Origin of the sequence: Bordetella genomosp. 8 (assembly GCF_002119685.1) — a bacterium.
GTDB lineage: Bacteria > Pseudomonadota > Gammaproteobacteria > Burkholderiales > Burkholderiaceae_B > Bordetella_C.
In genome coordinates this window covers 4,570,233-4,594,786 of sequence record NZ_CP021108.1, presented here as the reverse complement: position 1 = coordinate 4,594,786, position 24,554 = coordinate 4,570,233, and the positions used below count along the sequence as shown (strand labels likewise).

Annotated in this window: 23 protein-coding genes; 13 read left to right on the top strand and 10 right to left on the bottom strand. The window is 64.2% G+C overall.

What is annotated here, in order from left to right; translation table 11 throughout:
- Window positions 1–42 precede the first annotated feature (42 nt).
- Window positions 43–948: a LysR family transcriptional regulator gene (locus CAL12_RS20835; protein WP_086066363.1), complete on the top strand. Its 906-nt coding sequence runs from the start codon at window positions 43–45 to the stop codon at window positions 946–948.
- Here CAL12_RS20835 and CAL12_RS20830 read toward each other — a convergent pair.
- Window positions 929–1,915, bottom strand: a complete 987-nt coding sequence (locus CAL12_RS20830) for a Bug family tripartite tricarboxylate transporter substrate binding protein (protein ID WP_086066362.1) — start codon at window positions 1,913–1,915, stop codon at window positions 929–931. The two genes, CAL12_RS20835 and CAL12_RS20830, sit on opposite strands and share 20 nt — an antisense overlap.
- A gap of 175 nt (window positions 1,916–2,090) precedes the next feature.
- On the opposite strand from CAL12_RS20830, the gene CAL12_RS20825 reads away from it, so the two are divergent.
- The 4 genes from CAL12_RS20825 (at window position 2,091) to CAL12_RS20810 (ending at window position 6,923) form a co-directional block, all read left to right on the top strand.
- Window positions 2,091–3,464, top strand: a complete 1,374-nt coding sequence (locus CAL12_RS20825; protein ID WP_157793062.1) for an MmgE/PrpD family protein — start codon at window positions 2,091–2,093, stop codon at window positions 3,462–3,464.
- Window positions 3,465–3,586: 122 nt separating this feature from the next.
- Window positions 3,587–3,784: a hypothetical protein gene (locus CAL12_RS20820; protein ID WP_157793061.1), complete on the top strand. Its 198-nt coding sequence runs from the start codon at window positions 3,587–3,589 to the stop codon at window positions 3,782–3,784.
- A gap of 69 nt (window positions 3,785–3,853) precedes the next feature.
- A complete protein-coding gene (locus tag CAL12_RS20815) occupies window positions 3,854–5,281 on the top strand; it encodes an FAD-dependent oxidoreductase (RefSeq protein WP_232464582.1) in 1,428 nt (475 codons plus the stop codon).
- Between the two features lie 10 nt (window positions 5,282–5,291).
- Window positions 5,292–6,923, top strand: coding sequence for an FAD-dependent monooxygenase (locus CAL12_RS20810; protein ID WP_157793060.1), 1,632 nt, complete (start codon window positions 5,292–5,294; stop codon window positions 6,921–6,923).
- On the opposite strand, the gene CAL12_RS20805 is transcribed toward CAL12_RS20810, so the two are convergent.
- Window positions 6,924–7,718 carry a FadR/GntR family transcriptional regulator gene (locus CAL12_RS20805; RefSeq protein WP_086066357.1) on the bottom strand — a complete coding sequence of 265 codons (795 nt, stop codon included), beginning with the start codon at window positions 7,716–7,718 and terminating at the stop codon, window positions 6,924–6,926.
- Between the two features lie 185 nt (window positions 7,719–7,903).
- Between CAL12_RS20805 and CAL12_RS20800 the strand changes: the two genes are divergently transcribed.
- Window positions 7,904–8,983 carry a cupin domain-containing protein gene (locus tag CAL12_RS20800; protein WP_086066356.1) on the top strand — a complete coding sequence of 360 codons (1,080 nt, stop codon included), beginning with the start codon at window positions 7,904–7,906 and terminating at the stop codon, window positions 8,981–8,983.
- Window positions 8,984–8,986: 3 nt separating this feature from the next.
- Complete coding sequence (locus tag CAL12_RS20795; RefSeq protein ID WP_086066355.1) at window positions 8,987–9,874, top strand: fumarylacetoacetate hydrolase family protein; 888 nt, start codon at window positions 8,987–8,989, stop codon at window positions 9,872–9,874.
- On the opposite strand, the gene CAL12_RS20790 is transcribed toward CAL12_RS20795, so the two are convergent.
- The gene (locus tag CAL12_RS20790; RefSeq protein ID WP_157793059.1) at window positions 9,868–10,728 is read right to left on the bottom strand and encodes an SDR family NAD(P)-dependent oxidoreductase; all 861 of its coding nucleotides are present in this window, start codon (window positions 10,726–10,728) and stop codon (window positions 9,868–9,870) included. The genes CAL12_RS20795 and CAL12_RS20790 overlap by 7 nt on opposite strands.
- Window positions 10,729–10,862: 134 nt before the next feature.
- Here CAL12_RS20790 and CAL12_RS20785 point away from each other — a divergent pair, with 134 nt between their 5' ends.
- On the top strand, window positions 10,863–11,561 hold the full coding sequence (locus CAL12_RS20785; protein ID WP_086066353.1) for a hypothetical protein: 699 nt from the start codon (window positions 10,863–10,865) through the stop codon (window positions 11,559–11,561).
- Window positions 11,562–11,621: 60 nt separating this feature from the next.
- Complete coding sequence (locus CAL12_RS20780) at window positions 11,622–12,593, top strand: Bug family tripartite tricarboxylate transporter substrate binding protein (protein ID WP_086066352.1); 972 nt, start codon at window positions 11,622–11,624, stop codon at window positions 12,591–12,593.
- Between the two features lie 93 nt (window positions 12,594–12,686).
- On the opposite strand, the gene CAL12_RS20775 is transcribed toward CAL12_RS20780, so the two are convergent.
- The 4 genes from CAL12_RS20775 to CAL12_RS20760 form a co-directional block, all read right to left on the bottom strand.
- The gene (locus CAL12_RS20775) at window positions 12,687–13,043 is read right to left on the bottom strand and encodes an EthD domain-containing protein (RefSeq protein ID WP_157793058.1); all 357 of its coding nucleotides are present in this window, start codon (window positions 13,041–13,043) and stop codon (window positions 12,687–12,689) included.
- A gap of 69 nt (window positions 13,044–13,112) precedes the next feature.
- The gene (locus CAL12_RS20770; protein ID WP_086066350.1) at window positions 13,113–14,075 is read right to left on the bottom strand and encodes a Bug family tripartite tricarboxylate transporter substrate binding protein; all 963 of its coding nucleotides are present in this window, start codon (window positions 14,073–14,075) and stop codon (window positions 13,113–13,115) included.
- Window positions 14,076–14,198: 123 nt separating this feature from the next.
- On the bottom strand, window positions 14,199–15,266 hold the full coding sequence (locus CAL12_RS20765; RefSeq protein ID WP_086066349.1) for an aldo/keto reductase: 1,068 nt from the start codon (window positions 15,264–15,266) through the stop codon (window positions 14,199–14,201).
- A 123-nt stretch (window positions 15,267–15,389) separates the two neighbouring features.
- Window positions 15,390–16,307 (bottom strand): LysR family transcriptional regulator, encoded by a 918-nt coding sequence (locus CAL12_RS20760; protein WP_086066348.1) that lies wholly within the window; start codon window positions 16,305–16,307, stop codon window positions 15,390–15,392.
- Between the two features lie 123 nt (window positions 16,308–16,430).
- Here CAL12_RS20760 and prpF point away from each other — a divergent pair, with 123 nt between their 5' ends.
- Window positions 16,431–17,582, top strand: a complete 1,152-nt coding sequence (prpF, locus tag CAL12_RS20755) for a 2-methylaconitate cis-trans isomerase PrpF (RefSeq protein ID WP_086066347.1) — start codon at window positions 16,431–16,433, stop codon at window positions 17,580–17,582.
- A gap of 49 nt (window positions 17,583–17,631) precedes the next feature.
- Here prpF and CAL12_RS20750 read toward each other — a convergent pair whose 3' ends face one another.
- The 3 genes from CAL12_RS20750 to CAL12_RS20740 all read right to left on the bottom strand — a co-directional run bounded on the left by CAL12_RS20750 (window position 17,632) and on the right by CAL12_RS20740 (window position 20,683).
- Window positions 17,632–18,534: a dihydrodipicolinate synthase family protein gene (locus CAL12_RS20750; RefSeq protein ID WP_086066346.1), complete on the bottom strand. Its 903-nt coding sequence runs from the start codon at window positions 18,532–18,534 to the stop codon at window positions 17,632–17,634.
- 60 nt (window positions 18,535–18,594) lie between these two features.
- Complete coding sequence (locus CAL12_RS20745; protein ID WP_086066345.1) at window positions 18,595–19,563, bottom strand: Bug family tripartite tricarboxylate transporter substrate binding protein; 969 nt, start codon at window positions 19,561–19,563, stop codon at window positions 18,595–18,597.
- A 163-nt stretch (window positions 19,564–19,726) separates the two neighbouring features.
- A complete protein-coding gene (locus CAL12_RS20740; protein WP_086066344.1) occupies window positions 19,727–20,683 on the bottom strand; it encodes a LysR family transcriptional regulator in 957 nt (318 codons plus the stop codon).
- A gap of 107 nt (window positions 20,684–20,790) precedes the next feature.
- Here CAL12_RS20740 and CAL12_RS20735 point away from each other — a divergent pair, with 107 nt between their 5' ends.
- The 3 genes from CAL12_RS20735 to CAL12_RS20725 are packed head-to-tail and all read left to right on the top strand — an operon-like array spanning window position 20,791 to window position 24,547.
- Entirely contained in the window at window positions 20,791–22,626 is a 1,836-nt protein-coding gene (locus CAL12_RS20735; RefSeq protein WP_086066343.1) for a gamma-glutamyltransferase family protein, read from the top strand.
- 54 nt (window positions 22,627–22,680) lie between these two features.
- Window positions 22,681–23,742 (top strand): proline racemase family protein, encoded by a 1,062-nt coding sequence (locus CAL12_RS20730; RefSeq protein WP_086066342.1) that lies wholly within the window; start codon window positions 22,681–22,683, stop codon window positions 23,740–23,742.
- Between the two features lie 31 nt (window positions 23,743–23,773).
- Window positions 23,774–24,547, top strand: a complete 774-nt coding sequence (locus CAL12_RS20725) for a pyrroline-5-carboxylate reductase (RefSeq protein WP_086068021.1) — start codon at window positions 23,774–23,776, stop codon at window positions 24,545–24,547.
- Window positions 24,548–24,554 lie beyond the last annotated feature (7 nt).

The following is a 24,554-nucleotide window of genomic DNA, read 5'->3' as shown; positions in this document are numbered from 1 at the left end:
CCAACATATAATTTATAGTCCTGTGAGATAGGATCTATCTTAATGATCAACAGCCGGGTGCTGCGGCAATTCATCGCGGTCGCGGAGGAGCTGCACTACGGGCGTGCCGCGCTGCGCGCCGGCATCGCGCAGTCGCCGCTGAGCCAGGCGATACAGAAGCTGGAAGCCCACCTCGGCACGCCGCTGTTCGTCCGCAACAAGCGCTCGGTGGCCCTGACGCCGGCCGGGACCGTGTTCCTGGAAGAAGCCTATCAATGGCTGCGCTACGAAGAGGTGGCGATACAGCGCACCCGCGGCGCCAGCAGCGGGGAAACCGGACAATTGAGCATAGGCTTCATCGGCAGCGTGGGCTACGGCTTCATGCCGGAACTGATCAACCGGTTCCGGCAGGAGTTTCCGCAGGTGCTGTTGCGCGTCGTGGAGATGACGACCAAGGACCAACTGGAGCAGATCCAGGGACGCGCCCTGGATGTCGGCATGCTGCGCACGCCGCTGCCGGTCGCCGCGCCGCAGATACGGACCCGGGCCTACCAACGCGACAGGCTGGTGGTCGCGCTATCGGCCAGCCACCCCTTGGCCCGCCGCAAGCGCATCGCCCTGCGGCAGTTGGCGGGCGAGTCCTTCGTCTCGTTCTCCCGCGAGAAAGTGCCCGCCGCGCACGCGCAGCTGATCGCGGTCTGCGGCGCGGCGGGTTTCTATCCGAGCATCGAACAGGAGTGTTCGCAGGTCGCCAGCGTCATCTGCCTGATCGCGGCGGGGCTGTCGGTCGCGCTGGTATCGGGCAACCTGACGTCGCTGATCCACCCCAAGGTCAGCTACGTGCCGATCTCCGACCAGACGCCGTATCTCGACCAGGAGGTATCGCTCGCCTGGCGCGAGAACGACTCGAACCCGGCGCTGCACGCGCTGCTGGATGTTGCGCGTGCCATCACTCCAGCGTCAGGTTGAGCGATCTGATGGTGGCGCCATACTCCGCATATTCCCTGGCAAGCATGGATCCGATCGCACTGGGCGATGGGTCCTCGGTCGGTACATCGCCGCCAAGATTCGCGGCAGCCGCGGCGAACGTGGGATCCTTGCCAATGGCGATCAGTGTGCGGTTGAGCAGTTCCAGATTCGCGGGTGGGATATTCCGGGGCGCGAAAAGACCGTACCAGGTATCGATATTCATGCCTGGCACGCCTTGTTCCTGCATGGTCGGAATGGCGGGGTAGGTCGGCGAGCGAGCCTGGCTCAGGGATGCCAGCGGGCGCAGCCGCCCATCGGCGATGGGTCCCTTGCCGTCGACGCCGGTGATAAGCGCCCATTGCACATCGCCGGAATACAAGGCTTGCAGGGTCTCGGTCGTTCCCTTGTACGGGATGTTCAGGAACCGGGTGCCCGCCTTGATATTCACCATCTCGCCGGCAACATGCGAAATCGCCCCGACGCCTGACGAGCCGAAAGCGGGCACCGTCTTCTGTCCGCCCTTGCCGGCCGCCAGCAGGTCGCCCAGGGACTTGAACGGCGAAGCGGCAGGCACGACGAGCAGGAGTGGCGATTTCAGGACGATGCCCACCGGCTGGAGATCATTCATCGTGTACCGGACATTCTTGTTGACCTGCGGCAGCAGCGTGATGGGCCCGGAAATCGTGAAGACCAGTGTGTAGCCTTCGGGTGGCGAACGGACGACGTTCTGCACGCCTATCGTTCCCGCCGCCCCGGGCATGTTCTCCACGATGACCGACTGATGCAGCCGCTCACTCATCTGTTTGGCAAGCGCGCGGCCGACGATGTCAGTGGAGCCACCCGGCGGGAAGGGCAGGACGATTTTTATGGGCTTGTCCGGGAACGCGGCCATGGCCACGGAAGCGAAGGTGGGCGAGATCATCGCCATGCCCAACGAGAGGGACTTCAGTAATTGTCCGAATTTCATTTTGTCTCCTTTTGACCGTCGGGGCTCCTCTCACGGGAATCCTCGAATAAAGGTATAACATCATACCATTATACCGATAGGCCGCCGCTCCTAGGGAATTCCCGATTCTGCATAAACCTTGCTAATTTCTTTGAAAGGTATGACCATATGTCCTACAACGAATAGGAGACTTGGAATGGACCGCGCCTTGCTTGAGGAACTGGCGGATTACGCTCACTGCATCGATTACGCGCGGATACCGCCGTCCGTGACCGGACAAGCCATCCTGACCGTCGCCGATACGGTCGCTTGCATGGTGAGCGGGGCGCGCGCGCCGGAAATCCGGGCGCTGATGCGCTCTGAGCGGCAGCGTCGCGGGGTTGGAGACGTCGGGGTTGTCGGCAGCGCGGTGGATCTGCCGCCCGAGGGAGCGGCGCGCGTCAATGCCTACATGGGAGATATCCACGAGCTCAACGACCTGACGTGCGGCCATTCGGGCATAGGCAATGTGGCCGCGGCCCTCGCGATGGCCGAGGCCGTGAGCGCCACGGGACGTGAGCTGATCGCGGCGCTGGTCGCCGGCATCGAGGTCACGTCCCGCATCTATTCAGCGTTCTATCCCACGATGAAACCCTACACCGAGGTCGGCATGGTTTCGGTGGGACCGGCAGGCTCGGCGGGTGCGGCCGCGGCCTGCGCGAAGCTGCTTGGACTGGATGCCGAGCATACCCTGCATGCCATGGCGAATGCGCTGGCCCAGGCCGGCTGGTGTCCGGCGGAAGTGATCTTCGGCGATGGCGGCAGCGCCAAGCCCCTGTTGTTCGGCTCCATGCCGGCGGCGGCCGGCATCGTCGGCGCCATGCAGGCGCTGCATGGCATCACCGGGCCGGTGCGGATCCTGGAGGGGCCCATGGGCTACCTGCGGACTGTCGCTCGTTCCTACGATACGGAGCCGCTTACCCGCAGGGATATATGGTATCTGGAGTCGGCCCGGCGCAAGCTGCACGCATGCTGCGGCTACATGCATTCCGCGATCGACTCGCTCGTCGCCTTGCGACAGGAGGGCCTGCCCGTCGACCAGGTCGCCCGGATACGGGTGCATATGCCTTCCTACATCATTCCGGCAGTGTCCAAATCCAGGCCGCCCGCCACCGCCAACGAAGCACGATTCCACAGCCAGTACTGTCTTGCGCTGGCGTTGCTGGGTGAGGACATCATCCAGCCTGTCCACAGCGACGAATACCAGCGCTTCCTGACGGGCGGCGTCAGCGGACTGATGACGGGAATAGAACTGTGCGAGGCGCCGGAGTACAGCCATTATCACCAATCCAGGGTCGATCTCTTCGACGCCGATGGCAGGCTGCTCGTGCAGAGGGAGAACCAGGCGCCGAAGGGGTCGCCGCGCAAACCGATCACCTCGGACGAAGTATGGCAGAAGCTGCGCAGGCTTTGCACACCGGTCTATCCGGAATTCGACGTCGAGGCCTATACCGGGCGCCTGGAGGCGCTGCCGGGGGCGCGGGACACCGGCTGGATCGTGCGCGCCTTTCCGCGCGAGGTGCACGAATAGGCGCTCGGCAGTGTCCGTGGACGGCGAGGTCTCGCCGGGAAGCAACAGTCAATCGATAGGGAGGCACCGTGTACGACGATACGGCAACGACAGAGTCCCAGGCCCCGTTTCCGCTGATACGGGTGTTGATACGAAAGAAGAATGCCGTGGTGGTGCTGGCGACATTGGGCGTACTACTCATAGGCTCATGGGTGGCCTACCGCACCGGCATGGTGGATGTGTACGTCATCGCGGCCGTACTCGCGGCGGCTACGTACTGCGTGATGCGCGTACTGGTCGAGCTCATCGAGTTGGTTGCCGAGACCTTGATGCCTCGATAGGCGTTGGGCAACCCGGGCGCGGGCGCGTGGATGGAATATCAATCGGCGAGAAAAGGAAAGCGGGTGGACATGATCGAGAGTGACGTATGCGTGGTGGGTGGCGGACTGGCGGGCTTGTCCGCGGCGCTGATGGCGGCGGAAAACGGCTTGAAGGTGATTGTGCTGGAGCGCGATGAAGCAGAGGACTATCTGTGCAACTCGCGCATGACAGGCGGTGCCTTCCATATCTGCCTGACGGACATCCTGTCCGACGAGAGCGTGCTGGAACAGAAAATCCTGGGCGCGACCGAAGGCAGCGTGAACCCGGCGTTGGCGCGTGCCATGGCCGTGGACACCAAACGCGCGGTCAGGTGGCTGCAGTCGCATGGCATCCGCTTCATCAAGGGCGGCGCTGAAGCACATCACAATTTCGTGCTCTCCCCGCCTTCGCTACAACGGGTCGGCTCCGATTGGAAAGGGCGAGGCGGCGATGTGCTGTTGCGCACGCTTGGCGCCGAATTGGCGAAGTTCGGCGGGGCCATCCTGCGTGGCCATCGGGCCACGGAACTCGTGGTGGAAAACGGCCGATGCGTCGGCCTGCGGGGCAGCCGGGGCGACGATGCTTTCGAGGTTCGGGCCGCTACCGTCGTGATCGCCGACGGCGGTTACCAGTGCGATCCGGCGATCCTGCGCGAAGGAATTTCACCGGCGCCGGAGAAGCTGTTGCAGCGTAACGCAAAGTCCGGTCATGGTGACGGACTGCGCATGGCCAGGGCCGCGGGCGCCCAGCTCACCGAGCTGGTCGGCTTCTATGGCCACGTGATGAACCGGGACGCGCTGACCAACGACAAGCTGTGGCCGCTTCCCTGGATGGACAATATCGCCACGTCGGCGATCGTGGTCGACCGCCAGGGGAAGCGCTTCCTGGACGAAGGCCGCGGCGGCGTGTACATCGCCAACGGGATCGCGGCCATGGAGGATCCACTGTCGGCGACGGTCATATTCGACCAGCCCCTGTGGGATGGCCCAGGCTCGTCCCGGTTCCTGCCGCCGAATCCGCACATGGAGAAGTGCGGCGGAACCATCGTCAGGGCAGCCACGCTGGGCGAACTCGCCCAGCGGCTCGGCTTGCCGGCGGAGACGTTGATGGAGACGGTGGCAGGCTATAACGCCGCCATCGGCTCGGGCGGCCTGGAATCGCTCGATCCGCCGCGCAGTGCGCACGCGTACCGCCCTTATGCCATCAACACCGGCCCCTTCTATGCAGTGCCGGTATGCGCGGGCATCACCTACACCATGGGCGGCATCGCAATTGACGAATGGGGCCGTGCCATGCGCGGCGATGGCTCGGTGTTCCCCGGACTGTACGCCGCGGGTGGGTCCACCGGCGGATTGGAAGGTGGCCGCAGCGTCGGCTATCTCGGCGGATTGGCCAAGGCGGCGACTACCGGCATGCGAGCCGGCCAGCATATCGCGCATCAGCGCAAAAACCAGGCGGTCGGCGCGGATGCGGCGTGAGGATGGATGGATGAACATCATGGAAGCGGAAGTTCTCGTCGTGGGGGGTGGGCCGGTCGGTTTGTCGTTGGCAGGAGATCTCGGCTGGCGCGGACGCAGGGCGGTGCTCCTGGAGCAGGGGGACGGCAGGATCGTCCAGGCGAAAATGGATGGCGTCGGTATACGGACCATGGAGTTCTGCCGGCGTTGGGGTATCGTCAATGATGTCGAATCCAGCGCCTACAACCGCCGTTACCCTCAGGACAATGTCTACCTGACGGCCCTGAACGGCTACGAACTGGGCAGGCAGGCCATGCCCGCCATGGCGGATGACCGGCCTCCGCCAGAAAGCCCGCAGAAGCGCGAACGGTGCCCGCAGAATATGTTCGACCCGGTCCTGCAGCGCTTTGCCGCGTCGCAGCCTGGTGTCGAATTGCGGTATGGCCATCGGCTGCTTTCATTCCAGCAGGATGCGGACGGCGTGACGTCCGATGTGCAGGATCTGCGGACAGGCCAGGTCAGCGCGTACCGCACGAAGTACCTGGTGGGCTGCGACGGGGGCCGCAGCACGGTGCGAGAGCAACTGGGCATAGGCATGCAAGGCAAGGGCGTCCTGACCCATACGACCAACGTCATTTTCAGGTGCGCGGACTTCAACGGCCTGCATGACAAGGCGCCAGGCTACCGCTACATGTTCGTGGGGGACGCCGGCGTGTGGGCGACCATCGTCGCGATCAACGGCAATGACCAGTGGCGTATGTCCATCATCGGCAACGCAAGGGAGCGGCACGACTATACGGACGAACAGCTCAAGCAGTTCGCCTACCGTGCCGTGGGCAAGCCCTTCGATCTGGAATTGTTGAGCGTCCTGCGGTGGACCCGTATCGAACAGGTCGCCGACAGCTACCGGCGCGGGCGGGTTTTCATCTGCGGCGATGCTTGCCACCTGACCTCCCCAACCGGTGGCCTCGGCATGAATACCGGCATCGGCGATGCGGTGGACCTTTCGTGGAAATTGGCCGCCTGCCTGGAAGGCTGGGGCGGCGAATCGCTACTCGAATCCTACGAGGTCGAGCGCCGACCCGTCGCGCACCGGATCACGCGCTTCTCGACCAGCAATCTGGAGGTCATGCAGAAGGTGCCGCATACCGCCATGATCTTCGCGGATGGTCCCGCGGGCGACGAGGCCAGGGCATCCGTCGGCAAGGCACTCGGCGACGGCCTGCGCAAGGAGTGGTTCTCCAAGAACATGCACCTGGGTAACCGCTATATGGATTCCCCCGTCGTCGTCTACAACGAGCCGGAGACCCCCGAGCAGGTGGAACGGGAATTTCTGGACGCGGTCAACTACCGACCGACGACCCGGCCAGGATGCAGGGCGCCGCATGTGTGGCTTGCGGAAGGCGTCTCCAGCCTGGATCTATTCGGCAAGGGATTCGTGTTGATGGCGGCCGCAAGTCGGCGCGACGAGGCTTCCACCATGGCCCGGGCGGCGCAGGAGGCCGGTGTGCCGCTCGTCGTTCATGAGATGAAGCACGAAGGCGTACTGGCGGCCTACCAGGAGCCGCTGGTGCTGGTGCGGCCGGACGGTCATGTCGCCTGGCGGTCCGGGACCGTGCCCCAGGACCCTGTCGGACTGATGCGCGGTGTGGCGGGCCAATAGCTATGAGCGGGCACGGGTGCGCCGGGGCGACTCCTTCTTCGATTCGCTGCGCAGATACTGATCCAGCCGCCGCAGGTGCGCACCCATCGCTGTGACGGCGGCGTCGGCATTGCGCGCGCGGATATGCTTGACCACCAGGCGCCTGACGGCGATGACGTCGCTTTTAGGCACGGGATCGACCTTGGCCAGCAGCGCGCGGCTGAGCTCGGACAGCGACTCCAGCAGCATGAGCAGGACCAGATTGTGAGTGGCCAGTGCCAGCAGCCGGTAGAACTCCGTGATGTAGCTGGTGCGTCGGCTGAAGTCGCCGCGCGCGGTCAGTTCCTCGATGTGATCGATATCCTGCTCCAGCGCGAGGAAGTCTTCTTCCGTTCCCCGCTCGCACGCCAGGCGGATTGCCTGCTCGGTCAACATGATCCGCGCTTCGGTAACGTCGTCCCAGGGCACCTGGCCGAGCATCACCATATCGCTGACGGCCTGCGTCACGATGCCTGAGTCCCGCTGGCAGATGAATGCGCCACCGCCCATGCCCTGCTGGCAATACACCAAGCCGGCGTTTTCCAGGCTGCGCAAGGCTTCACGGACGGCGGTGCGGCTGACCCCGAGCTGCTCCCCGAATTCGCGTTCCGGCGGAAGGCGATCCCCAGGTTTCAGCCTGCCCATGGCGATTTCGCGGCGGATCTGGTCGCAGACCTGTTCGAAGGCGCGCTTGGTCTTTATCGGTGCGAAGGAAGGCCCGCTCGCCTCTTCCGCCACGGCCGGCGCTCTACGCGCCGCCTTCATAGCTTTACTCATCGTCCTGGGTTCCAAAGCGATTCCAATATGGAAATGCCACTAGTAGCACATGTCGTACTTCGCAGCCATGGGAGATTATACCAACAATAAGGTACGACCATATGATGTATTATCGTCGTTTGGTTTATCAACTCGACAGGCGTTGCGGAGTGCTGGACAGGCAGGCCTGGAGACGGAGCGATGGAATGAGTGAAGAGACAAGCATGCAGGACGCGCGGGCGCGCCAGGACCTCAAGGCCGAGCTGGCGAAATTCAATTGCCGGGTGCACCAGCCGGACGATCCGCCCGTATTCACCCGCGAGCCGAAGTCGAGCACCCAGACCGTGCATTGGCGATGGGCCGACCTGCAACCCTTGCTCCAGCGCCTGGGGTCCGAGCTCGACATAGGTTCGGGCGGTCAGCGCCGCACGCTGCGGCTGGCCAATCCCGGGCTGCCTTATGGCACGACGCACACGTTCTGGGCGTCGATCCAGGTGATCCTGCCCGGTGAAATCGCCGCCGCGCACCGGCATACCGCGAATGCCTTCCGGTTCATCATGAAAGGCGGCGGCGCCACGACCACCGTCGATGGCGAGCGCTATGTGATGAACGAGGGCGACCTGGTTCTTACGCCGTCGATGTGCTGGCACGACCATGAATACCATGGGGATCAACCGATGGTATGGCTAGACATCCTCGACGTGTCCGTGATGCAGATGCTGCATGCCAGTTTCTTCGAAGCGCATGTTTCGGAACAGCAACCGGTGCTGCCCGTGCCGGACCGGTCCGAACGTCTATTCGGAAACGCCCTGATGATGCCGCCGGCGGTCGAGCCGACAGGGACGGGCGAGAATCCGCTATTGGTCTACCCGCGCGCGATGGCGCTCGAATCGCTGGACCGTATCGCCGTGCTGGGCAGCGATCCGGCCGACGACCTGATCCAGGAATATCGCAATCCCGTCAACGGCGGCCCGGCCATGCGGACGATGGACATGCGGCTGCAGCGGCTGCGCGCTGGTTTCCAGGGCGTCGCGCGCCGTCATACGGGAAGCAAGCTCTATTACGTCGTCTCGGGCACGGGCCGAACGGTCGTCGAGGGCGTCGTGTACGACTGGCAGCAGGGTGATTTCCTGACGATCAAGCCGTGGGCGTGGCACTCGCACGCCAATGCAGGCAATGGCGATGCGGTGCTGTTCCAGGTCAATGACTTCCCGGTCATGCAAAAGCTCGGCTATTACCGCGAAGAAGTCGCGCACGAACCTGTTTCCGTCTCCAAGGGCAACTGATAAATGAAGATCGCTTCCTTCAACGATTTCCAGGTGGGCGTTGTTACCGATGCCGGCATAGCGAACGTCACCGGCGCGTTGCCGGATTTCCTCGCGCGATTGCCGGGGCAACGCGTCAACTGGCTCATCGAGAACTGGACGGAATGCAAGGCAATGCTTGAGCAGGCCGCGGCCAGCGCACCCATGCACCGTCTTGCCGACGTGCAGCTGCTCGCCGCCAACCCAACGCCGCCGCACATCTTCGCCGCGCCGGCCAATTACCGTAAGCACATCGGCGAGCTGGGCGACCGCTCGGTCACGACCGGCGGCCGGAGCGCGCGGGAGCAGGGCTTTTTCCTGAAGGCACCGTCCAGCGTGGTGGGCGCAGGCGGTACGGTCTGGCTGCCGAAAGGCTCGAGCAGGCGCTTCGACCACGAGTCCGAGCTTGCCGTCATCATCGGCAGGACGGCCCGCGACGTCCCGCGGGCCAGCGCGCTCGATTACGTCTTCGGGTATGCCTGCCTCATAGACGGAACGATGCGTATCGAAAAAGGTTCGGGCGAAGAAGAACGCACGATGCGCAAGTCCTTCGATACCTTTACGCCCCTCGGCCCCTACCTGGTGACGGCGGACGAGATATCCGATCCGGGGAAACTGCGGAATCGCCTCTGGGTCAATGAAGACCTGCGCCAGGATGCCAACACCTCGGATCTGATCGTCGGCATCCCTGAGTTGATCGAAATGATCTCTTCGGTGCTGACGTTGCGCCCGGGCGACGTGATCGCGACCGGGACGCCGGAAGGCGTGGGACCAATGGCAAGCGGCGATACCGTCCGTATCGCGATCGACCAAGTCGGGGAAATGTCGGTGAAGGTGCGCGAGCGCGAAGCGGTCGCACCACGTCCTTATTGATTGGCCGGCTGGCTGGGGCGCCGCTGCTGCCCCGCCGCCAGATCCCACCATCCCGCCGGGGCGGATGCCGACCGGTAGGCCACTTCCGGGGGCAAGCCCGTGTCCCACAGATTCGCGCGGATGCGCCTGCAGGTGACGTTATCGGCGGCCTTGGACAGCAACCAGCGCAGAGGGGAAACCATGACTTCGGGCGAAAGCAGCGATTCGCGAGCGAGGTTGGGAATGTCCGGCACCATGGGTGTGTCCACGGTGCCACCGGGCACCAGGACGTTCGCGGTAACCCCGGAGCCGTTCAATTCACGTGCGAGAATCGACGTGTATGCCTCCAGGGCAGCTTTCGATGGACCGTATGGTCCCGAGCCATGGGCGAGCATATGGTCAAGGCTGGTGGTAATGGTGACGATCCGGCCCCATCCAGAGACGCGGAAGCGCCGGACCGCGGCGTTGATCAGGCGTATGGGGCTCATCGTATTGGCGTCGAACATGCTTTGCCAGGCGGAGAAGTCGATGTCCCAGACGGGCGGGGGGGCGGTCAGCAGATCCCTGGTATATATGGCGCGCCCGAGGCCGGAACTATTGATGAGCGTATTGGCTCGGCCGAATGCCTGTTCCGCTGCATCCAGCAAGCGCGGCGGCGAACCCGGGTCGGCCAGGTCCGCGCGCAGCAGCCTCAGGCGGACATGATGATCGCTCGCCATCGAATCCCTCAAGCCATGAAGCCGCGCGTCGTCGATATCGTTGGCGAGCACGTTGGCGCCACTTTCCAGCAATGCGCGCACCAATGCTCGACCGATTCCGCCCGCCGCGCCGGTCACGATCGCGCTTACATGATCCAGTTGCATGCCGCTCCCCACTCCTGTCAAAACTCATTTGTATGGTTGGACCATACTACATTATTATTCGACAAAGCGGGTACGTGTGCATAGACCGGACCAAGCGCATATCACCAAGGAGTAGAAAATTGCCATTGCTAGGAAAAACAGCCGTCGTGATCTACAGCAACTATCCGCCGGAATACCGTGAGGAGCATTGCAGGTTCCATTCCTACGAGCATCTGCTCGAACGCGTGAGCACCAAGGGTTTCCTGCGCGGGCGTCGACTGAACGCATTGGATGAAGGGTCGCCCTCCGCCTTCGCCTTGTACGAGGTGGCTGACAAGTCCGTTACGGTCCAGGGCGAATATATCGACAAGCTGAACAACCCCACGCCGTGGACGCAGAAATTCCGTCCGCTGGCCGACTACGCCAGCCGCACGCTTTGCGAAGTGGTGGCCAGTACGGGATTGGGCACCGGTTCACGGGCCATGACGGTGCGTTTCTCGCCCGCGGCGGGGCGGGAAGAGGTGCTCAGAGCCTGGTTGCTGGAGACGGTATCGAGCGAATTCGCATCCAGCGAGGGCCGGGTGGGCGCGCATTTCCTGGCGCGCGACCGGTCCATCGAAAGACCCATGACCGAAGAGGAGCGCATCTGCGCGCATGGCGCGGGTTCCGTCGAGTCGGATTGGATCCTGCTGGTCGAAGGATGGGACGAGGCCATGCTGCGGGACCTGGGCCGGGGCTTGCTCGGCGAGGAAAGCCTGGTATCGCATGGCGCGCGGCCTGGGGTGATCCTTGACTTCTATGGGCTGTCCCATGTGCTGACCCACGAAGAGATGGTCCGCAGCGGGGCCGTCGGCGCGACGCGATAAGGGGCCGCGGGCTGCACAGGCCCCGGTCCCTCCATTAAAAGATTCTGTTGGGAGACACGCATGAAATTTCCAAAACTGTTCGCTGCCCTGGCGGCATTCGCGGCGGCCACCTGTCTGGCGGGCGCCGCACAGGGTGCTTTTCCGGACAAGCCCATTCGTTTCATCATTCCATTCCCCCCTGGCGGGTCGACGGACACACTGGGCAGGATGGTGGCCCGGGGCATGAGCGACAAGCTCGGGCAGCCGGTGATCGTCGAAAACCTGGCCGGCGCGGGAGGCGCGCTTGGCGTGCAAAACGTGGCGAGGTCCAATCCTGAGGGATACACGTTGCTGTTTACGGTGTCCGGCCCGATTACGCTCATCCCGCTGGTGAACAAGGCGGTTCGCTACAAGATGGAAGACCTCGAGCCGATTGGCATCGTCGCGCACACACCGCTGCTGCTGGTGGTGCCGTCGGGCTCTCCGTGGAAGAGCCTGAATGACCTGGTTGTTGCCGGCAAGGCCACGAAGAAGGACAACTTCGCGTCGCCTGGCATCGGCTCGGTCACGCATGTGGCCAGCGAAACCGTGAACTTGCAGGCCGGTACCCAGTTCCAGCACATCCCTTACAAGGGTACGCCAGACATATTGATCGCGATGGCCGCCGGCGACGTGCAGTGGTACACGATCGCCGGTATCGATGGCAAGGGCCCCGTCGCGGATGGACGGCTGCGTCCGCTGGCGACCTTGAGCCTCGAACGATCGCCGAACTTTCCGTCGATTCCGACCATGCAGGAGCAGGGTGTCGCGGGCTTCGATATCTCAGCCTGGTTCGGGGTATTCGCGCCGCGCGAGATTCCGGCGCAGAACCGCGAGGTGTTAAATTCGGCGGTCAAGGCGGTGATGAACGATCCGGCCTTCGTCAACCGGATGAAAGAGTTCGGCGCGGACGTCAAGCCCGACGATGCGGATATCGGCAAGGTCAAGACCTTCCTGGGCCAAGAGCGGGCCAGCTATGAAAAGACGGTCAAGGCATTGAACCTGAGCCAGTGAGGCCGCGCGCTGACAACCAGGGCGTCCCCCTGGTACGACACGGTCCAGCACCGCGCGCGATGGCCCGCACCGGATGCGGGCCACCTTGATTCTTCAAGCGTCCAAGGCTATCGGCACTTCGTCCGCGATCATGTACTGATTCAGGGATAGGTCTATCAGCCTGGCGCTGCTGGCCTTGCGCTTTTCGCTCTGCCAACCCGGCGAGCGGATCGCGGCCTTGAGCGCATCCAGGCTGTCGAAGTGCAATTCGACGATCGCGTCGCAGGATAGTTGCCGACCGCTGGCGAGCGGTTCGGCGTGCGACACGTCGACAGGAAAGTTGGCGACATACTTGCGAAGTCCGGGCAGGACGCCCTTGACCAGTTGCGAGTGCACATCGAGCCAATAGGCGCGGAAATCCGCGACGGACTCGCCCGGGTGACGGTGGATCAAGCTGATATGTTTGACCATGGGTACCTCCATTTCAACAGGGTGGGAAGGCGGCGGCTGCCGACGCGCCGCGTGACAGGGGAACGGCTTCTACTGGCCGCTGATATTCAATTGCCTGATCAGCGTCGACCAGCGGGTTCGATGGCTCTCGAGCAGCGTGGAAAACTGTGCCGGAGACGAAGCGGCCGCGTGCAGGCCCATCGACGCCAACGCGTTCCGGTACTCCTCGTCGCGCGCCACGGTCGCCATCGCAGCGGCGAGTTTGTCGACAACGTCCTGCGATAACTTGGCCGGGCCGACCAGGCCAAAGAAGATCGGCACCTGCATGTTCGGCACGCCTGCCTCTTTCACGGTGGGCACGCCAGGCATGGCAGGCTCGCGGGCGTCGCCCGACACCACCAGGCCGATCAGCTTGCCGCCGCTCACCTGTGGAATGGCGATCTGCGCCGAGACCCATGCAACATCGACCTGACCGCCCAGCAAGGCCGAGATGCACTCCGCGTCGCTCTTGTAGGGGACGTGCAGCAGATCGGTCTTCGTCTCGGATTTCAGCAGTTCCCCGAGCAGGTGGGTCGATGTGCCGATGCCGCTGGTGCCGAACGATATCGAGCCAGGTTGCGCTTTCGCCTTCGCGACGAAGGCCTGGAGGTTGCGTACGTCCAGCCCTGGGCGCGCGAGCAGGACCGATGACGACAATCCTGCCAGGCTTACAGGCGTGAACGCCGTCGCGGGATCGTATGGGGGACTCTTCTGCAGATAGGGCGCGATGGTAAGTGGGCTATTGCCAGCCCATCCAAGGGTATAGCCATCGGGCTTGGCCCTGGCCAACTGGCCCAGGCCTATCATGCCGCCGGCCCCCGCCTTGTTTTCGACGACGAAGGTCTGGTGCAAGGATTTGGTGAGCAATTGCGCCGCGAGCCGGGCGGATTGATCCGTGCCTCCGCCGGCGGCGAACGGGACGATGATCGTCACGGGGTGGGTGGGATACTCCTGCGCGCCCGCGCCGGCGGAAATGACCGCGAGCGCGACGCCGATAGCTGTGAGCCTGATCATGATGTCTCCTATATAGTATTATGGTATGACCATAGGACTATATATCAGCCAGGTGCTTGCGGCAACGGCGCAAACGGCCGGCGCACCGGAGTCATCACCGGCGCGCGTCCGACATCCTGAGTGTCATAGACCGATGCTGTCCCGGTAGCCCTCAAGGTAAGAGCGCTCGGCGGATGAAGGCCGGTCCATGGCCCACATGGCCCGATGCCAAAAGGGATAGATGGCGCGGGGGCGGCCCGGCTTTTCTATGCGCGCCGTCTGCTCGGCGGAAAGCTGCAGGGAATCTGACGCGAGGTTGTCCGAGAGTTGCCGTTCATCGCGTGCGCCAATGACGATGGGGCCGACGCCGGGGCGTTCCCGCAGCCAGGCCAGCGTCACCTGGGGCACGGAGCGTCCGGTTTCCGCCGCGACGGCCTCGATCGCGGCGAGGACGTCGGCGTAGCGGTCCCAGTCCGTCACGTAAGGTTCACGCCATCCCTCGGCCGCCTGGCGAGTGCCTGCCGGCATGGCGCCGTCGCGCCTGGCCTTGCCGCCGAACAGGCCTTGTCCGAGGGGACTCCAGATCATCGAGGCGATCCCGAACTCACTGCCAGCGGTGATCAATTCATATTCGGCTTCGCGCGCCTCCGGCGTGTAGTAGATCTGGTGCGCAACCGGCGGCACGAATCCAGGCGATTGCGCCACCATGGCCGTCTTCGCGATGGCCCAACCGCTGTAGTTCGAAAATCCCCAATAGCGGATTTTCCCGCTCTTGACGAATCCTGACATCGTTTCGACGGTTTCCTCGATGGGCGTGACACCGTCCCATTGATGGACGAAATACAGGTCCAGGTAGTCGGTTCGCAGGCGTTTCAGCGTCGCGTCCAGCTGTCCGACCAGATGGCCGCGAGACGCGCCGCCGCCGTTCGGGCCATCGGTCATCGCGGATCGTCCCTTGCTGAAAACCAGAACCTGGTCCCGGCGGCCGGCCAGCGCTTCCCCGAGCACTTTCTCGGCGTCGCCCTTGGAATAGAGATTGGCGGTATCGAAGGCATTGACGCCGGCGTCCAGGGCCATGTCGATAAAGCGCCTGGCCTGCGCCACGCCGATGCCCCCCAATGCTTCGAAGCCATTGGTGCCGGAAAACGTCAGCGTTCCCAGCACGTATTGGGACACCATCAAGCCGGATTTACCGAGCGGGAGATACTTCATATCAAGCTCCTTCATTGGGTTGAATGGCACGGGTATGCCGATGCGGGCCCCCCGGATGAGCGCCGTGCCGTTCCCTCAACTTTCGCAGCTTGCCGCCGGGTTTTTAAGTTGAAGTTTTCGATGTCACTCATCTACGGCGTAGATAGCCGTGGTGGACAGCAACGCCTGCAGGAAGGTCGCAGGCGCGACGTCGAGCGCGTCGGCCTGCCGCGGTCCGGACGACCGGATATGGGTGACGACGAGTTCCCAGCAAAGCTCCTTGCCTTTCAGTGGAATGCTGGCCAAGCTGCCGCCGTGCCTGCCCACTATCGCCGCCGGCAGCAGACCCACACCCATGCCCTGGCGAATGAAGTCGATCAGGGTGTCGAGGTCGGCGACTTCCAGGGCCACCCGTCGCGCCAGGCCGGCCTCAGCGAACGCGCGGTCTACCAATCGCCGGGTCCCTTGGCCGGCGACGAAATCGACGAAGGGCTCGGTCGTCAACTGCTTCAATCCTATCGATTTCCTGGACGCCAGTGCGTGCGAGCGGGAGCATGCGAGCACCATGTCGTCACACGCGACGACATGTGCCGCGAGCTTATCGCCGCGTTCCTCGATCGGTATGATCGCCAGGTCCAATGCCCTTGATGCAATTTTCTCGTTCAGGTCCGGTGCGGCGCCCTGGATCAATTTGACTTCGATCTCCGGATGGTCGCGGTAGAACCGGGCGAGGAGCTCAGGGAGGTTGAGGAAGGGAGGCAGGCTTTGCACCGTACCGATGGAAAGCCTGCCTTTGCGCATGGCCTGGACGTCGGCCAGATCCATCACCGCCTGGTCCAGGATATCCAGCGCCTGGCGGGTTCGCTGGAGAAACGCCGCGCCCGCGGCGGTCAGGCTCACCTGCCGGGTGTTACGCAGGAAGAGTTTGGCCTTCAGCTCCTCTTCCAATAGCCGGATGGACGTGGATAGCGCGGATTGCACAATATGGCAGCGGTCCGCCGCCCGGGTGAAATTCGCTTCTTCGGCCACCGCAATGAAGTGGCGCAACTGCCTCAGTTCCACGGTTGGTTCCTGTTCTGCCGGCTGACCCCATGATGGGACGCCTGTCCAATTTTAGGTAAATGGTAATACCATAGTATGTTAACGTACGCGTGCCGTCAGGGGCACTGTGAGAGGCAACGAGAAATGAAGCAACTTCGAGTACCGGCGGTCTATATGCGGGGTGGCACCAGCAAGGGCGTCTTCTTCCTGGGTTCCGCGCTCCCCGCCGAACCCGACGCACGCGACCGGACACTTTTGCGGATTATGGGAAGTCCCGACCCTTATGGCAAACAGATCGACGGCATGGGTGGCGCGACGTCGAGTACCAGCAAGGTCGTGGTGATATCGAAGTCCCAGCGTGCGGACTGCGATGTGGACTATCTCTTCGGCCAGGTGTCGGTGGATCGACGTGTCATAGACTGGAGCGGAAACTGCGGCAACCTGACCGCGGCCGTCGGGCCGTTTGCCCTGCATTCCGGGCTCTTGCGCGCCACGGACTCGGGTACCGCGCTCGTGCGTATCTGGCAGGCGAACATCGGCAAGCGTATCCATGCCCATGTCCCGATAGACCAGGGTGAAGTGCAGGAACTCGGATCCTTCTATCTGGATGGCGTCGCTTTTCCCGCCGCCGAGATCCCGCTGGAGTTTCTCGATCCCGGCGATGCCGCGGGCGGCGCCATGTTTCCTTCGGGATCCAGGTTGGATACCGTGGCCCTGTCCGATGGCAGCTGGGTCGAAGCAACCCTCATCAATGCCGGGAATCCCACGGTGTTCGTCGCCGCAACGGCCTTGGGCTTGACCGGCACCGAAATGCAGGACGACGTCAACAGCGATGTCGCGCTCCTCGATCGTCTCGAAGAAATCAGGTGCAAGGCCGCGATCATGATGGGACTGGCCGAGGCGGGGGATGATGTGAGCCTGCTGCGTCCCGCGACGCCGAAGATCGCGTTCGTCGCCGCGCCGGACACCTATGTGGCGTCGGACGGCCGGGTGGTCAGGCGTGAGGATGTGAACCTGGTCGCCCGTATCGTGTCCATGAACAAGCTGCATCATGCGATGACGGGAACGGGCGCTATCGCATTGGCCGCCGCCGCCGCGGTCCCGGGCACGATCGTAAGCAGGGTGTCGATCGGCGCGCCAGGCGCGCCGATCGTCTTCGGCCATCCTTCCGGTACCTTGCGCGTCGGCGCGCAGTGCGAAAAGCGTGGTGGAGACTGGGTCGTATCCTGCGTCTCGCTGAGCCGCTCGGCAAGGCGGCTCATGGCGGGAGACGTGTTCGTGCCACAGGAGGCTTGACCGCGGTGGGCTGGCGGCGCCTTCGTGGCGCCACGTCGTCCGACCGCGGTCAATAACCCAGCGCCTTCAGATCGGCGAGCGTCTTCCTGACGATGGCGACGGTCTTCTCCCGCTCCGCGCCTTCCAGGTTCAGCCGCGGCGGTTTCACGGTTTCCGCCGAGCCCGACACGATGTTCTCCGCCAGCTTGATATGCTGGACCAGCTTGACCACCGTATCGAGATGGAAGAGCGGGATCAGCGCGCCATACAGCTTGCGCGCGCGTGCGAAGTCGTTTTCCAGCGCAAGGTTGAGCAGCTCCACCGACTGCCTGGGCAGCGCGTTGGCCATGCCGGACACCCAGGCCTGGGCGCCGAGCGCGACGCTTTCGACGATCAGGTCGTCCACGCCGCAGACGACGGCGAGCCGGTCGCCAAAGCGCGAGACCAGATCGGTGACGCGCGTGGTGTCGTACGATTCTTCCTTGATGGCCTCGATGGTGGGTTCGGCCAGCAGCTCGGCGATGACGTCGGGCACCAGGTCGACGCCATAGCCACGCGGGTTGTTGTACAGCAGGATCGACAGCCCGGACGCCTGGGCGACGGTCTTGTAGAAGGCAATCGTTTCGCGCGCGTCGGATTTGTAGGTCAACGCGGGAAACACCATCAGCCCGTCGACGCCTATCCGCTCCGCTTCGCGCGCGTAGGCAACCGCACGTTCCGTGCTGGTTTCCGCCAGGCCGGAGATGATGGGGACGCGGCCCTTGATCACTTCCTTGGCGGTCTTCAGGACGGTGATCTTTTCGTCCGGTGAAAGCTGGGCGTTCTCGCCCACCATGCCCATCATCACCACGCCGCTGACGCCGTTTTCCAGCAGGCGTTCCAGGCCCGCGCCGATCGCGGGGACGTCCAGCGTGTAGTCCGGCTTGAGCTTGGTGGTAACGGCGGGGAAGACCCCTTTCCAACGTATCGACATTGACATGCTCCTTTAAACGATATGGGGGATGGCGCGGAAGTGCGTCCGCGCCGGTCCGGATCACTCGACGGTAATGCCAAGCTCCTTGATCAGCTTGGAATACTTCGCATCGTCGCGCCGCAGGACCTCGCCGAACTGGTCGGGCGTCATCTCGACCGGTACCACGCCCATGTCCAGCATGCGTTTCTTGATGTCCGGCTTCATGAAGGTCTTGTTCATGGCAGCGTTCAGGCTGGCCACGATGTCGGGCGGCGTGCCCTTGGGGCCGAAGGCGCCGTACCAGATGGTCATCTCGTAGCCTGGGACGGTTTCGCCTACCGTGGGCGTATCGGGCAACAGCTCCGAGCGTTGGCCTTCCGTTACGGCAAGCAGCCGCAGTCGGCCGGCCCTGACGTGGGGCAGGGTCTGGGTGCCGGCGCTGATGTTCAGCTTCGTTTCACCGCTGACCGTCGACATGATGGCCGGGGCCCCGCTGCGGTAAGGCACGTGCGCCATCTTGATGCCCGCCAGCCGTTCCAGCAGCAGCACGCCGATGTGGTTGGTGCTGCCGGTGCCGCCGGTCGCGTAGTCGATCTTGCCCGGATGTTCCTTGGCGTAGGCGACCAGCTCCTTGATGTTGTGCACGGGAAGGCTGGGATTCACCACCACGGTCGTCAGGACATTGGCCAGGTAGGCGATGGGGGTGAAATCGTCGACGCCCTTGAATGGCGTCGACGGAATCAGTGTGGGATTGACGACGTGGTTGGTCATGGCGCCGATCAGCAGCGTGTAGCCGTCCGGTTTGGCCTTCGCCACGATGCCGGTGCCGATGTTGCCGCCCGCGCCGGAGCGGTTTTCCACCAGGAAGGTTTGCCCGTAGACCTGCGACAGGTCGGCCGCCAGTTCGCGGGCCAGGATATCCGTCGATCCGCCGGGGGCCGCCGGCACGATGAGGGTGACGGGCTTCTCGGGCCACGCGGCATGCGCCAGGGCAGGTGTCAGTACGGTCAGCCATAGGCCGACCAGCCGCTTCAATCCGGCTGTCTTCATGGTATTCCCCTTGTGTGTTTCCACTCGCGCGACACTGGCCGGCGGGGGCCGCATCCGCGCCGCGTCGAGTCATGCGTAGTACAAAGCCGATCGCATGTCCTTCATGTTAGGAATGTGACACCGGCGGGGAACCGGTTTTTTTGATCGCGCGATTAGGCGCAGCTTATGGCTCCGCCGTGGCGGCGTTCATTTCGTTGCGTAGCCGGACGAGGCTGGCGGCCAGGTGCTCCTCGGCGGGCAGGGGCTGGTCACGCGCCTCGGAGATGATGTGGATGGCGGGCAGCATCCACTGCAGCCGCAGGTCCAGCGTGGCGACGCGGCCGCGCACGCGGAAATCGTTGGCCACGTCTTCCGGCACGATGGAGACCATGCCGTCGTCGCTGGCGATCATCTCCTCGATGACTTCGGACGATTCGGTCTCGATGATCGGGGCGGGGGGCACCAGCTTGTGCTTGCGGAACTCCTCGTTCAGGCGCTGGCGCGTGGGCGTATCGGGCAAGGGCAGCAGCCAGCGTGCGCTCGACAGGTCCTTGAGCTGCACGTCCCGCTTGCCCAGGCGCGCGGCCAGCGCGGGGTGGGCCACCAGCGCCGGACGCTGCTCGTACAGTAGCCGATGGCTCAACCCGACCAGGTCGTCGTCCGGCGGTAGCCTGCCGACCACGCAGTCGACCTTGCGCTCGCGCAGCAGCTTGAGCAACTGGCGGGTATTGCCGCGATGCAGGGTCAGGCTCAGGTTGACCTGCTGGACCAGCGTACGGACGGTGCGGGCGAGCAAGGCGCTGGAAAGATGAGGAACCACGCCCAGGTTGAGATGGGTGCGATAGCCGGAGCTCATGGCCTGTACTTCGCGCTCCCAGAACTCCACGTCCTGGAGAAAACGGCGCGAACGCGACAGAGCCATGTTGCCCAGTTCGGTCGGGACGACACCGCGCGAGGTGCGCGAAAACAGCGGGCTGCCGAAGATGTTCTCGACCTCGGCCAGCGTCTGCGTCAGCGCCGACTGCGAAATACCCAGGGCGTCCGCGGCGCGCGTGACGGAGCCGTGCTCCGCGATCGCGATCAGCACGGAAAAATGGCGGATTTTCAGGCGCCGCACGAAGTTGAGTGCGCTGGGGTCCATGGCTACGCTCCTATAAGCGCTAGCTTATCCCACAATGAGAAGATCCGATGATGGGTAATAACCAGCCCACTATCGTAGATGTCCCATCGATAGATAAGAGTCTCGTAATGTCGGATGCCTTCACCACGCGGCCGGAGATCAGGGGTACGAACGGCGTGGTCGCCAGTACCCATTGGCTTGCCTCGCAGACCGCCATGAGCGTGCTGGAGCGTGGCGGCAATGCGTTCGACGCGGCGGTGGCGGGCGGATTCGTGCTGCAGATCGTCGAACCGCACCTGAACGGTCCGGGCGGCGAGGTCCCGCTGCTTTTCTGGAGCGAGGACGAAAAGCGCATGTGCAGCCTGTGCGGCCAGGGCGGCGCCCCCGCATTGGCCACCACCGACTATTTCCGCCGCATGGGGCTCAGCCAGATACCGGGCATCGGCTTGCTGCCGGCGGCGGTACCCGGCGCGTTCGGCGCGTGGCTGACGCTGCTGCGCGACTATGGCACCTGGGAGCTGGCGGACGTGCTGGCGCCGGCCATCGAATACGCTCGCGATGGCTTCCCTATCGTACCCAGGGTCTCGGCCTCCATATTGGCGGTGTCGCCGCTGTTTCGCGACGAGTGGACGACGTCCGGGCAAGCCTGGCTGCCGGGCGGCAAGGTGCCGCGGCCCGACCGCCTGATGCGGTCCACGGCCATCGCCGCGACCTATACCCGCATTCTGGTGCTTGCCGGGACGAAAGGGGGCGACAGGACGGGACGCATCGACGCCGCGCTGGACGCCTGGTATCGCGGTTTCGTGGCCGACGCGATCGATCGTTTCTATCGCGAGGAGCGAATCTGGGACACCACGGGGGAAAGAAACCAGGGCCTGTTGCGCAAATCCGACCTGGCGGAGTGGCGCGCAAGCTACGAAGAGCCGCTGACCGTGGACTACGGCGACTACACCGTCGCCAAATGCGGCACCTGGTCTCAAGGCGCGGTGCATCTGCAACAGCTTGCCATGCTGCGCGAGCTGAAGGCGGAACGCCATGACCCCTTGTCGGCGCCTTTCGTCCACACGATCGCCGAGGCGGCGAAACTTGCGTTCGCGGACCGGCTGGCCTGGTATGGCGATCCCGAATTCGTTTCGGTCCCGGTGGGTGATCTGCTCGGCACTGCATACGCCCGCGACCGGGCGGCGCTGGTCAACGCCGTCGCCAGCAGGGAGATCCGGCCTGGATCGCCGGGGGGTGCAATGCCCAGGCTGCCGGATCTGGGCATCGCCGAACGCACGCTGCGCGACGCGGATGTGCGCTATGGCGTGGGCGAACCGACATTCGCTCAGCTGCCGCCGCTGGACCGCTGGGCCGACGATGAAATCTTCGTCGGCGATACCTGCCATCTGGATGTGATCGACCGGCATGGCAACATGGTGTCGGCGACGCCCTCGGGCGGCTGGCTGGCGGCCAGCCCGACCATCCCTGAGCTTGGCTTCTCGATAACCACCCGGATGCAGATGGCATGGCTGGACGATGGCCTGGCGGGGTCGCTGCAGCCACGCAAGCGGCCGACCACGACGCTGTCGCCGGGATTGGCGTTGCGCGGAGGCAAGCCGTACATGTGCTTCGGCACGCCGGGAGGCGACCAGCAGGATCAATGGACGGTGGCGTTCCTGATCCGCCACATGCAGGGGATGAACCTGCAGGAAGCGATCGACTGCCCCGCCTGGCACATCGAGCATTTCGTGACGTCGTTCTGGCCGCGACCGGTGAAGTTGAACAGGCTGATACTGGAAGACCGCTTCCCGCCCGCGACGATCGAAGCCCTGCGCGCGGCCGGGCATGACGTCACAGTCGGGCCGTCCTGGTCGGAAGGCCGGATCACCGCCTGCACCCAGGAAATGCTTCCCGGCGGGCGCAGGTTGCTGAAGGCGGCGGCGAATCCGCGCGGCATGCAGGGCTACGCGGTGGGACGTTGATCGTCACGGGGCGATCGGCAAGACGCGCGGGCGGATATCGAAGGAGCAGTACGGATGCGTTGGAACAAGACTTTGACCATGGTGAACTGCCATGCGGCGGGGGAGATCGGCCATGTGGTGACGGGCGGCGTCATCGACGTGCCCGGCCAGACCGTGTTCGACAAGATGGTGTACTTCGAGGAGCACCGCGACGATCTCAGGCGTATCTGCCTGTTCGAGCCCAGGGGCGGCCCCAACCAGAGCGTCAACTTCGTGCTGCCGGCCACGGACCCGCGTGCGCGCATGGGGTACATCATCGCCGAGTCCATGGAGTACCCGGCGATGTCGGGGTCGAACACGATATGCGTGGCGACGGTGCTGCTGGAGACCGGCATATTGCCCATGACCGAACCCATGACGGAGATCATGCTGGAGTCTCCCGCCGGCCTGATCCTGGTGCGCTGCAAGTGCGCCGATGGCAAGGTGACCAGCGTCGAGTTCACCAATCAGCCGGCCTTCGCGAACCACCTGGACCGGATGGTCGAAGTGCCCGGTACCGGCAGCCTGAAGGTGGACGTGGGCTTCGGCGGCATGACGTACGTCATCGTCGATGCCGCCGCGCTCGGCTTTGGCCTGACGCCCGACGAAGCGCGGGACATCTGCGAACTGGGCCAGCGCATCAAGGCCGCGGCGGCCGAACAGCTGCCTTCGCCACACCCTCTGAACCCCCATATCAAGGGCATCACCCAGACGGAATTCGTCCTGCCGCTTCGCCGCGAGGCAGGCGTGCTGCGGGCGCGCAACGCGGTCGTCGTGTCGCCCGGACGCTGCGACCGATCGCCCTGCGGCACCGGCACGTCGGCCCGCCTGGCCGTGATGCATGCCAAAGGGCAGATCGCCGTGGGCGAAACCTTCATACACGAGTCCATCATCGGCACGGAATTCGAGTCCCGCATCACGTCGACGACCATGGTGGGCGATTACCCCGCGATCGGTTCGACCGTGGCGGGGCAGGCCTGGATCACGGGGATCACCCAGTTCGGCGTCGATCCGAGCGATCCCTTTCCGCTGGGTTTCACGCTGGCGGATACCTGGCAGGAAGCGGTGGATGACAAGCTCATCAAATCGCGGAAGTGAAACGATCATGTCGCGGGACAAGGATTCCAAGATGCTTGAACGAATCGGCTTCATCGGCACCGGCAGCATCACCGAGGCGGTGATACAGGGGCTCGCGGCTTCCCCCGCCAGGCCAGCCCAGGTCGTGGTGTCGCCGCGCAATGCCGAGACGGCAGCGCGGCTGGCCGCGCGCTACTCCTTTGTGCGCGTGGCGGCCGACAACCAGGAAGTGCTGGATGCCTGCGATGTCGTCTGCCTGGCCGTGCGTCCGCAGATCGCGCTGGACGTGCTGGCCGGCCTGCGTTTCGCGCGGCGCCACCATGTACTGAGCTTCATCGCGACGTTCAGGATGGACCGGCTCGCGACGCTGCTGCCGGGCGTGGCCCGTATCACCCGCCTGGCGCCGCTGCCCATGGTGGCGCGCGGCCTGGGGACGACCATCATCCATCCGGCGGACCCGCTGGCCGCGCGCCTGTTCGACCAGGTGGGCCTGGGCCTGGAAGTCGCGGATGAAGCCGCATTCGACGTGCTGTTTGCCGCGACGGCGCTCATGGGAAGCTTCTTCACCATGTTGCACACCCAGGACGAGTGGCTGCAGGCCCAAGGCGTCGAAGCCGCCACCACCCGCGCCTACCTGGCATCGTTCTATTCCGGCTTGAGCGCCGTCGCCCGGGACACCGATACGCCGTTCGCGGAGCTGGCCAAGGAGTTTTCCACACGGGGCGGACTGAACGAACAGGTGATCCAGGACCTGGCCGCGCAGGGCGCCTTCGACGCGGTCGGGCCGGCGCTCGACCGCATATTGCAGCGGATACGCAAGGCTTGAGCCGCCT

Bases quoted from the DNA above. Each gene is read 5' to 3' on its own strand.
- CAL12_RS20835 (WP_086066363.1), top strand. From the start codon at position 43: ATGATCAACAGCCGGGTGCTGCGGCAATTCATCGCGGTCGCGGAGGAG.
- CAL12_RS20830 (WP_086066362.1), bottom strand. From the start codon at position 1,915: ATGAAATTCGGACAATTACTGAAGTCCCTCTCGTTGGGCATGGCGATG.
- CAL12_RS20825 (WP_157793062.1), top strand. From the start codon at position 2,091: ATGGACCGCGCCTTGCTTGAGGAACTGGCGGATTACGCTCACTGCATC.
- CAL12_RS20815 (WP_232464582.1), top strand. From the start codon at position 3,854: ATGATCGAGAGTGACGTATGCGTGGTGGGTGGCGGACTGGCGGGCTTG.
- CAL12_RS20810 (WP_157793060.1), top strand. From the start codon at position 5,292: ATGAACATCATGGAAGCGGAAGTTCTCGTCGTGGGGGGTGGGCCGGTC.
- CAL12_RS20805 (WP_086066357.1), bottom strand. From the start codon at position 7,718: ATGAGTAAAGCTATGAAGGCGGCGCGTAGAGCGCCGGCCGTGGCGGAA.
- CAL12_RS20800 (WP_086066356.1), top strand. From the start codon at position 7,904: ATGAGTGAAGAGACAAGCATGCAGGACGCGCGGGCGCGCCAGGACCTC.
- CAL12_RS20795 (WP_086066355.1), top strand. From the start codon at position 8,987: ATGAAGATCGCTTCCTTCAACGATTTCCAGGTGGGCGTTGTTACCGAT.
- CAL12_RS20780 (WP_086066352.1), top strand. From the start codon at position 11,622: ATGAAATTTCCAAAACTGTTCGCTGCCCTGGCGGCATTCGCGGCGGCC.
- CAL12_RS20775 (WP_157793058.1), bottom strand. From the start codon at position 13,043: ATGGTCAAACATATCAGCTTGATCCACCGTCACCCGGGCGAGTCCGTC.
- CAL12_RS20770 (WP_086066350.1), bottom strand. From the start codon at position 14,075: ATGATCAGGCTCACAGCTATCGGCGTCGCGCTCGCGGTCATTTCCGCC.
- CAL12_RS20765 (WP_086066349.1), bottom strand. From the start codon at position 15,266: ATGAAGTATCTCCCGCTCGGTAAATCCGGCTTGATGGTGTCCCAATAC.
- prpF (WP_086066347.1), top strand. From the start codon at position 16,431: ATGAAGCAACTTCGAGTACCGGCGGTCTATATGCGGGGTGGCACCAGC.
- CAL12_RS20750 (WP_086066346.1), bottom strand. From the start codon at position 18,534: ATGTCGATACGTTGGAAAGGGGTCTTCCCCGCCGTTACCACCAAGCTC.
- CAL12_RS20745 (WP_086066345.1), bottom strand. From the start codon at position 19,563: ATGAAGACAGCCGGATTGAAGCGGCTGGTCGGCCTATGGCTGACCGTA.
- CAL12_RS20740 (WP_086066344.1), bottom strand. From the start codon at position 20,683: ATGGACCCCAGCGCACTCAACTTCGTGCGGCGCCTGAAAATCCGCCAT.
- CAL12_RS20735 (WP_086066343.1), top strand. From the start codon at position 20,791: ATGTCGGATGCCTTCACCACGCGGCCGGAGATCAGGGGTACGAACGGC.
- CAL12_RS20730 (WP_086066342.1), top strand. From the start codon at position 22,681: ATGCGTTGGAACAAGACTTTGACCATGGTGAACTGCCATGCGGCGGGG.
- CAL12_RS20725 (WP_086068021.1), top strand. From the start codon at position 23,774: ATGCTTGAACGAATCGGCTTCATCGGCACCGGCAGCATCACCGAGGCG.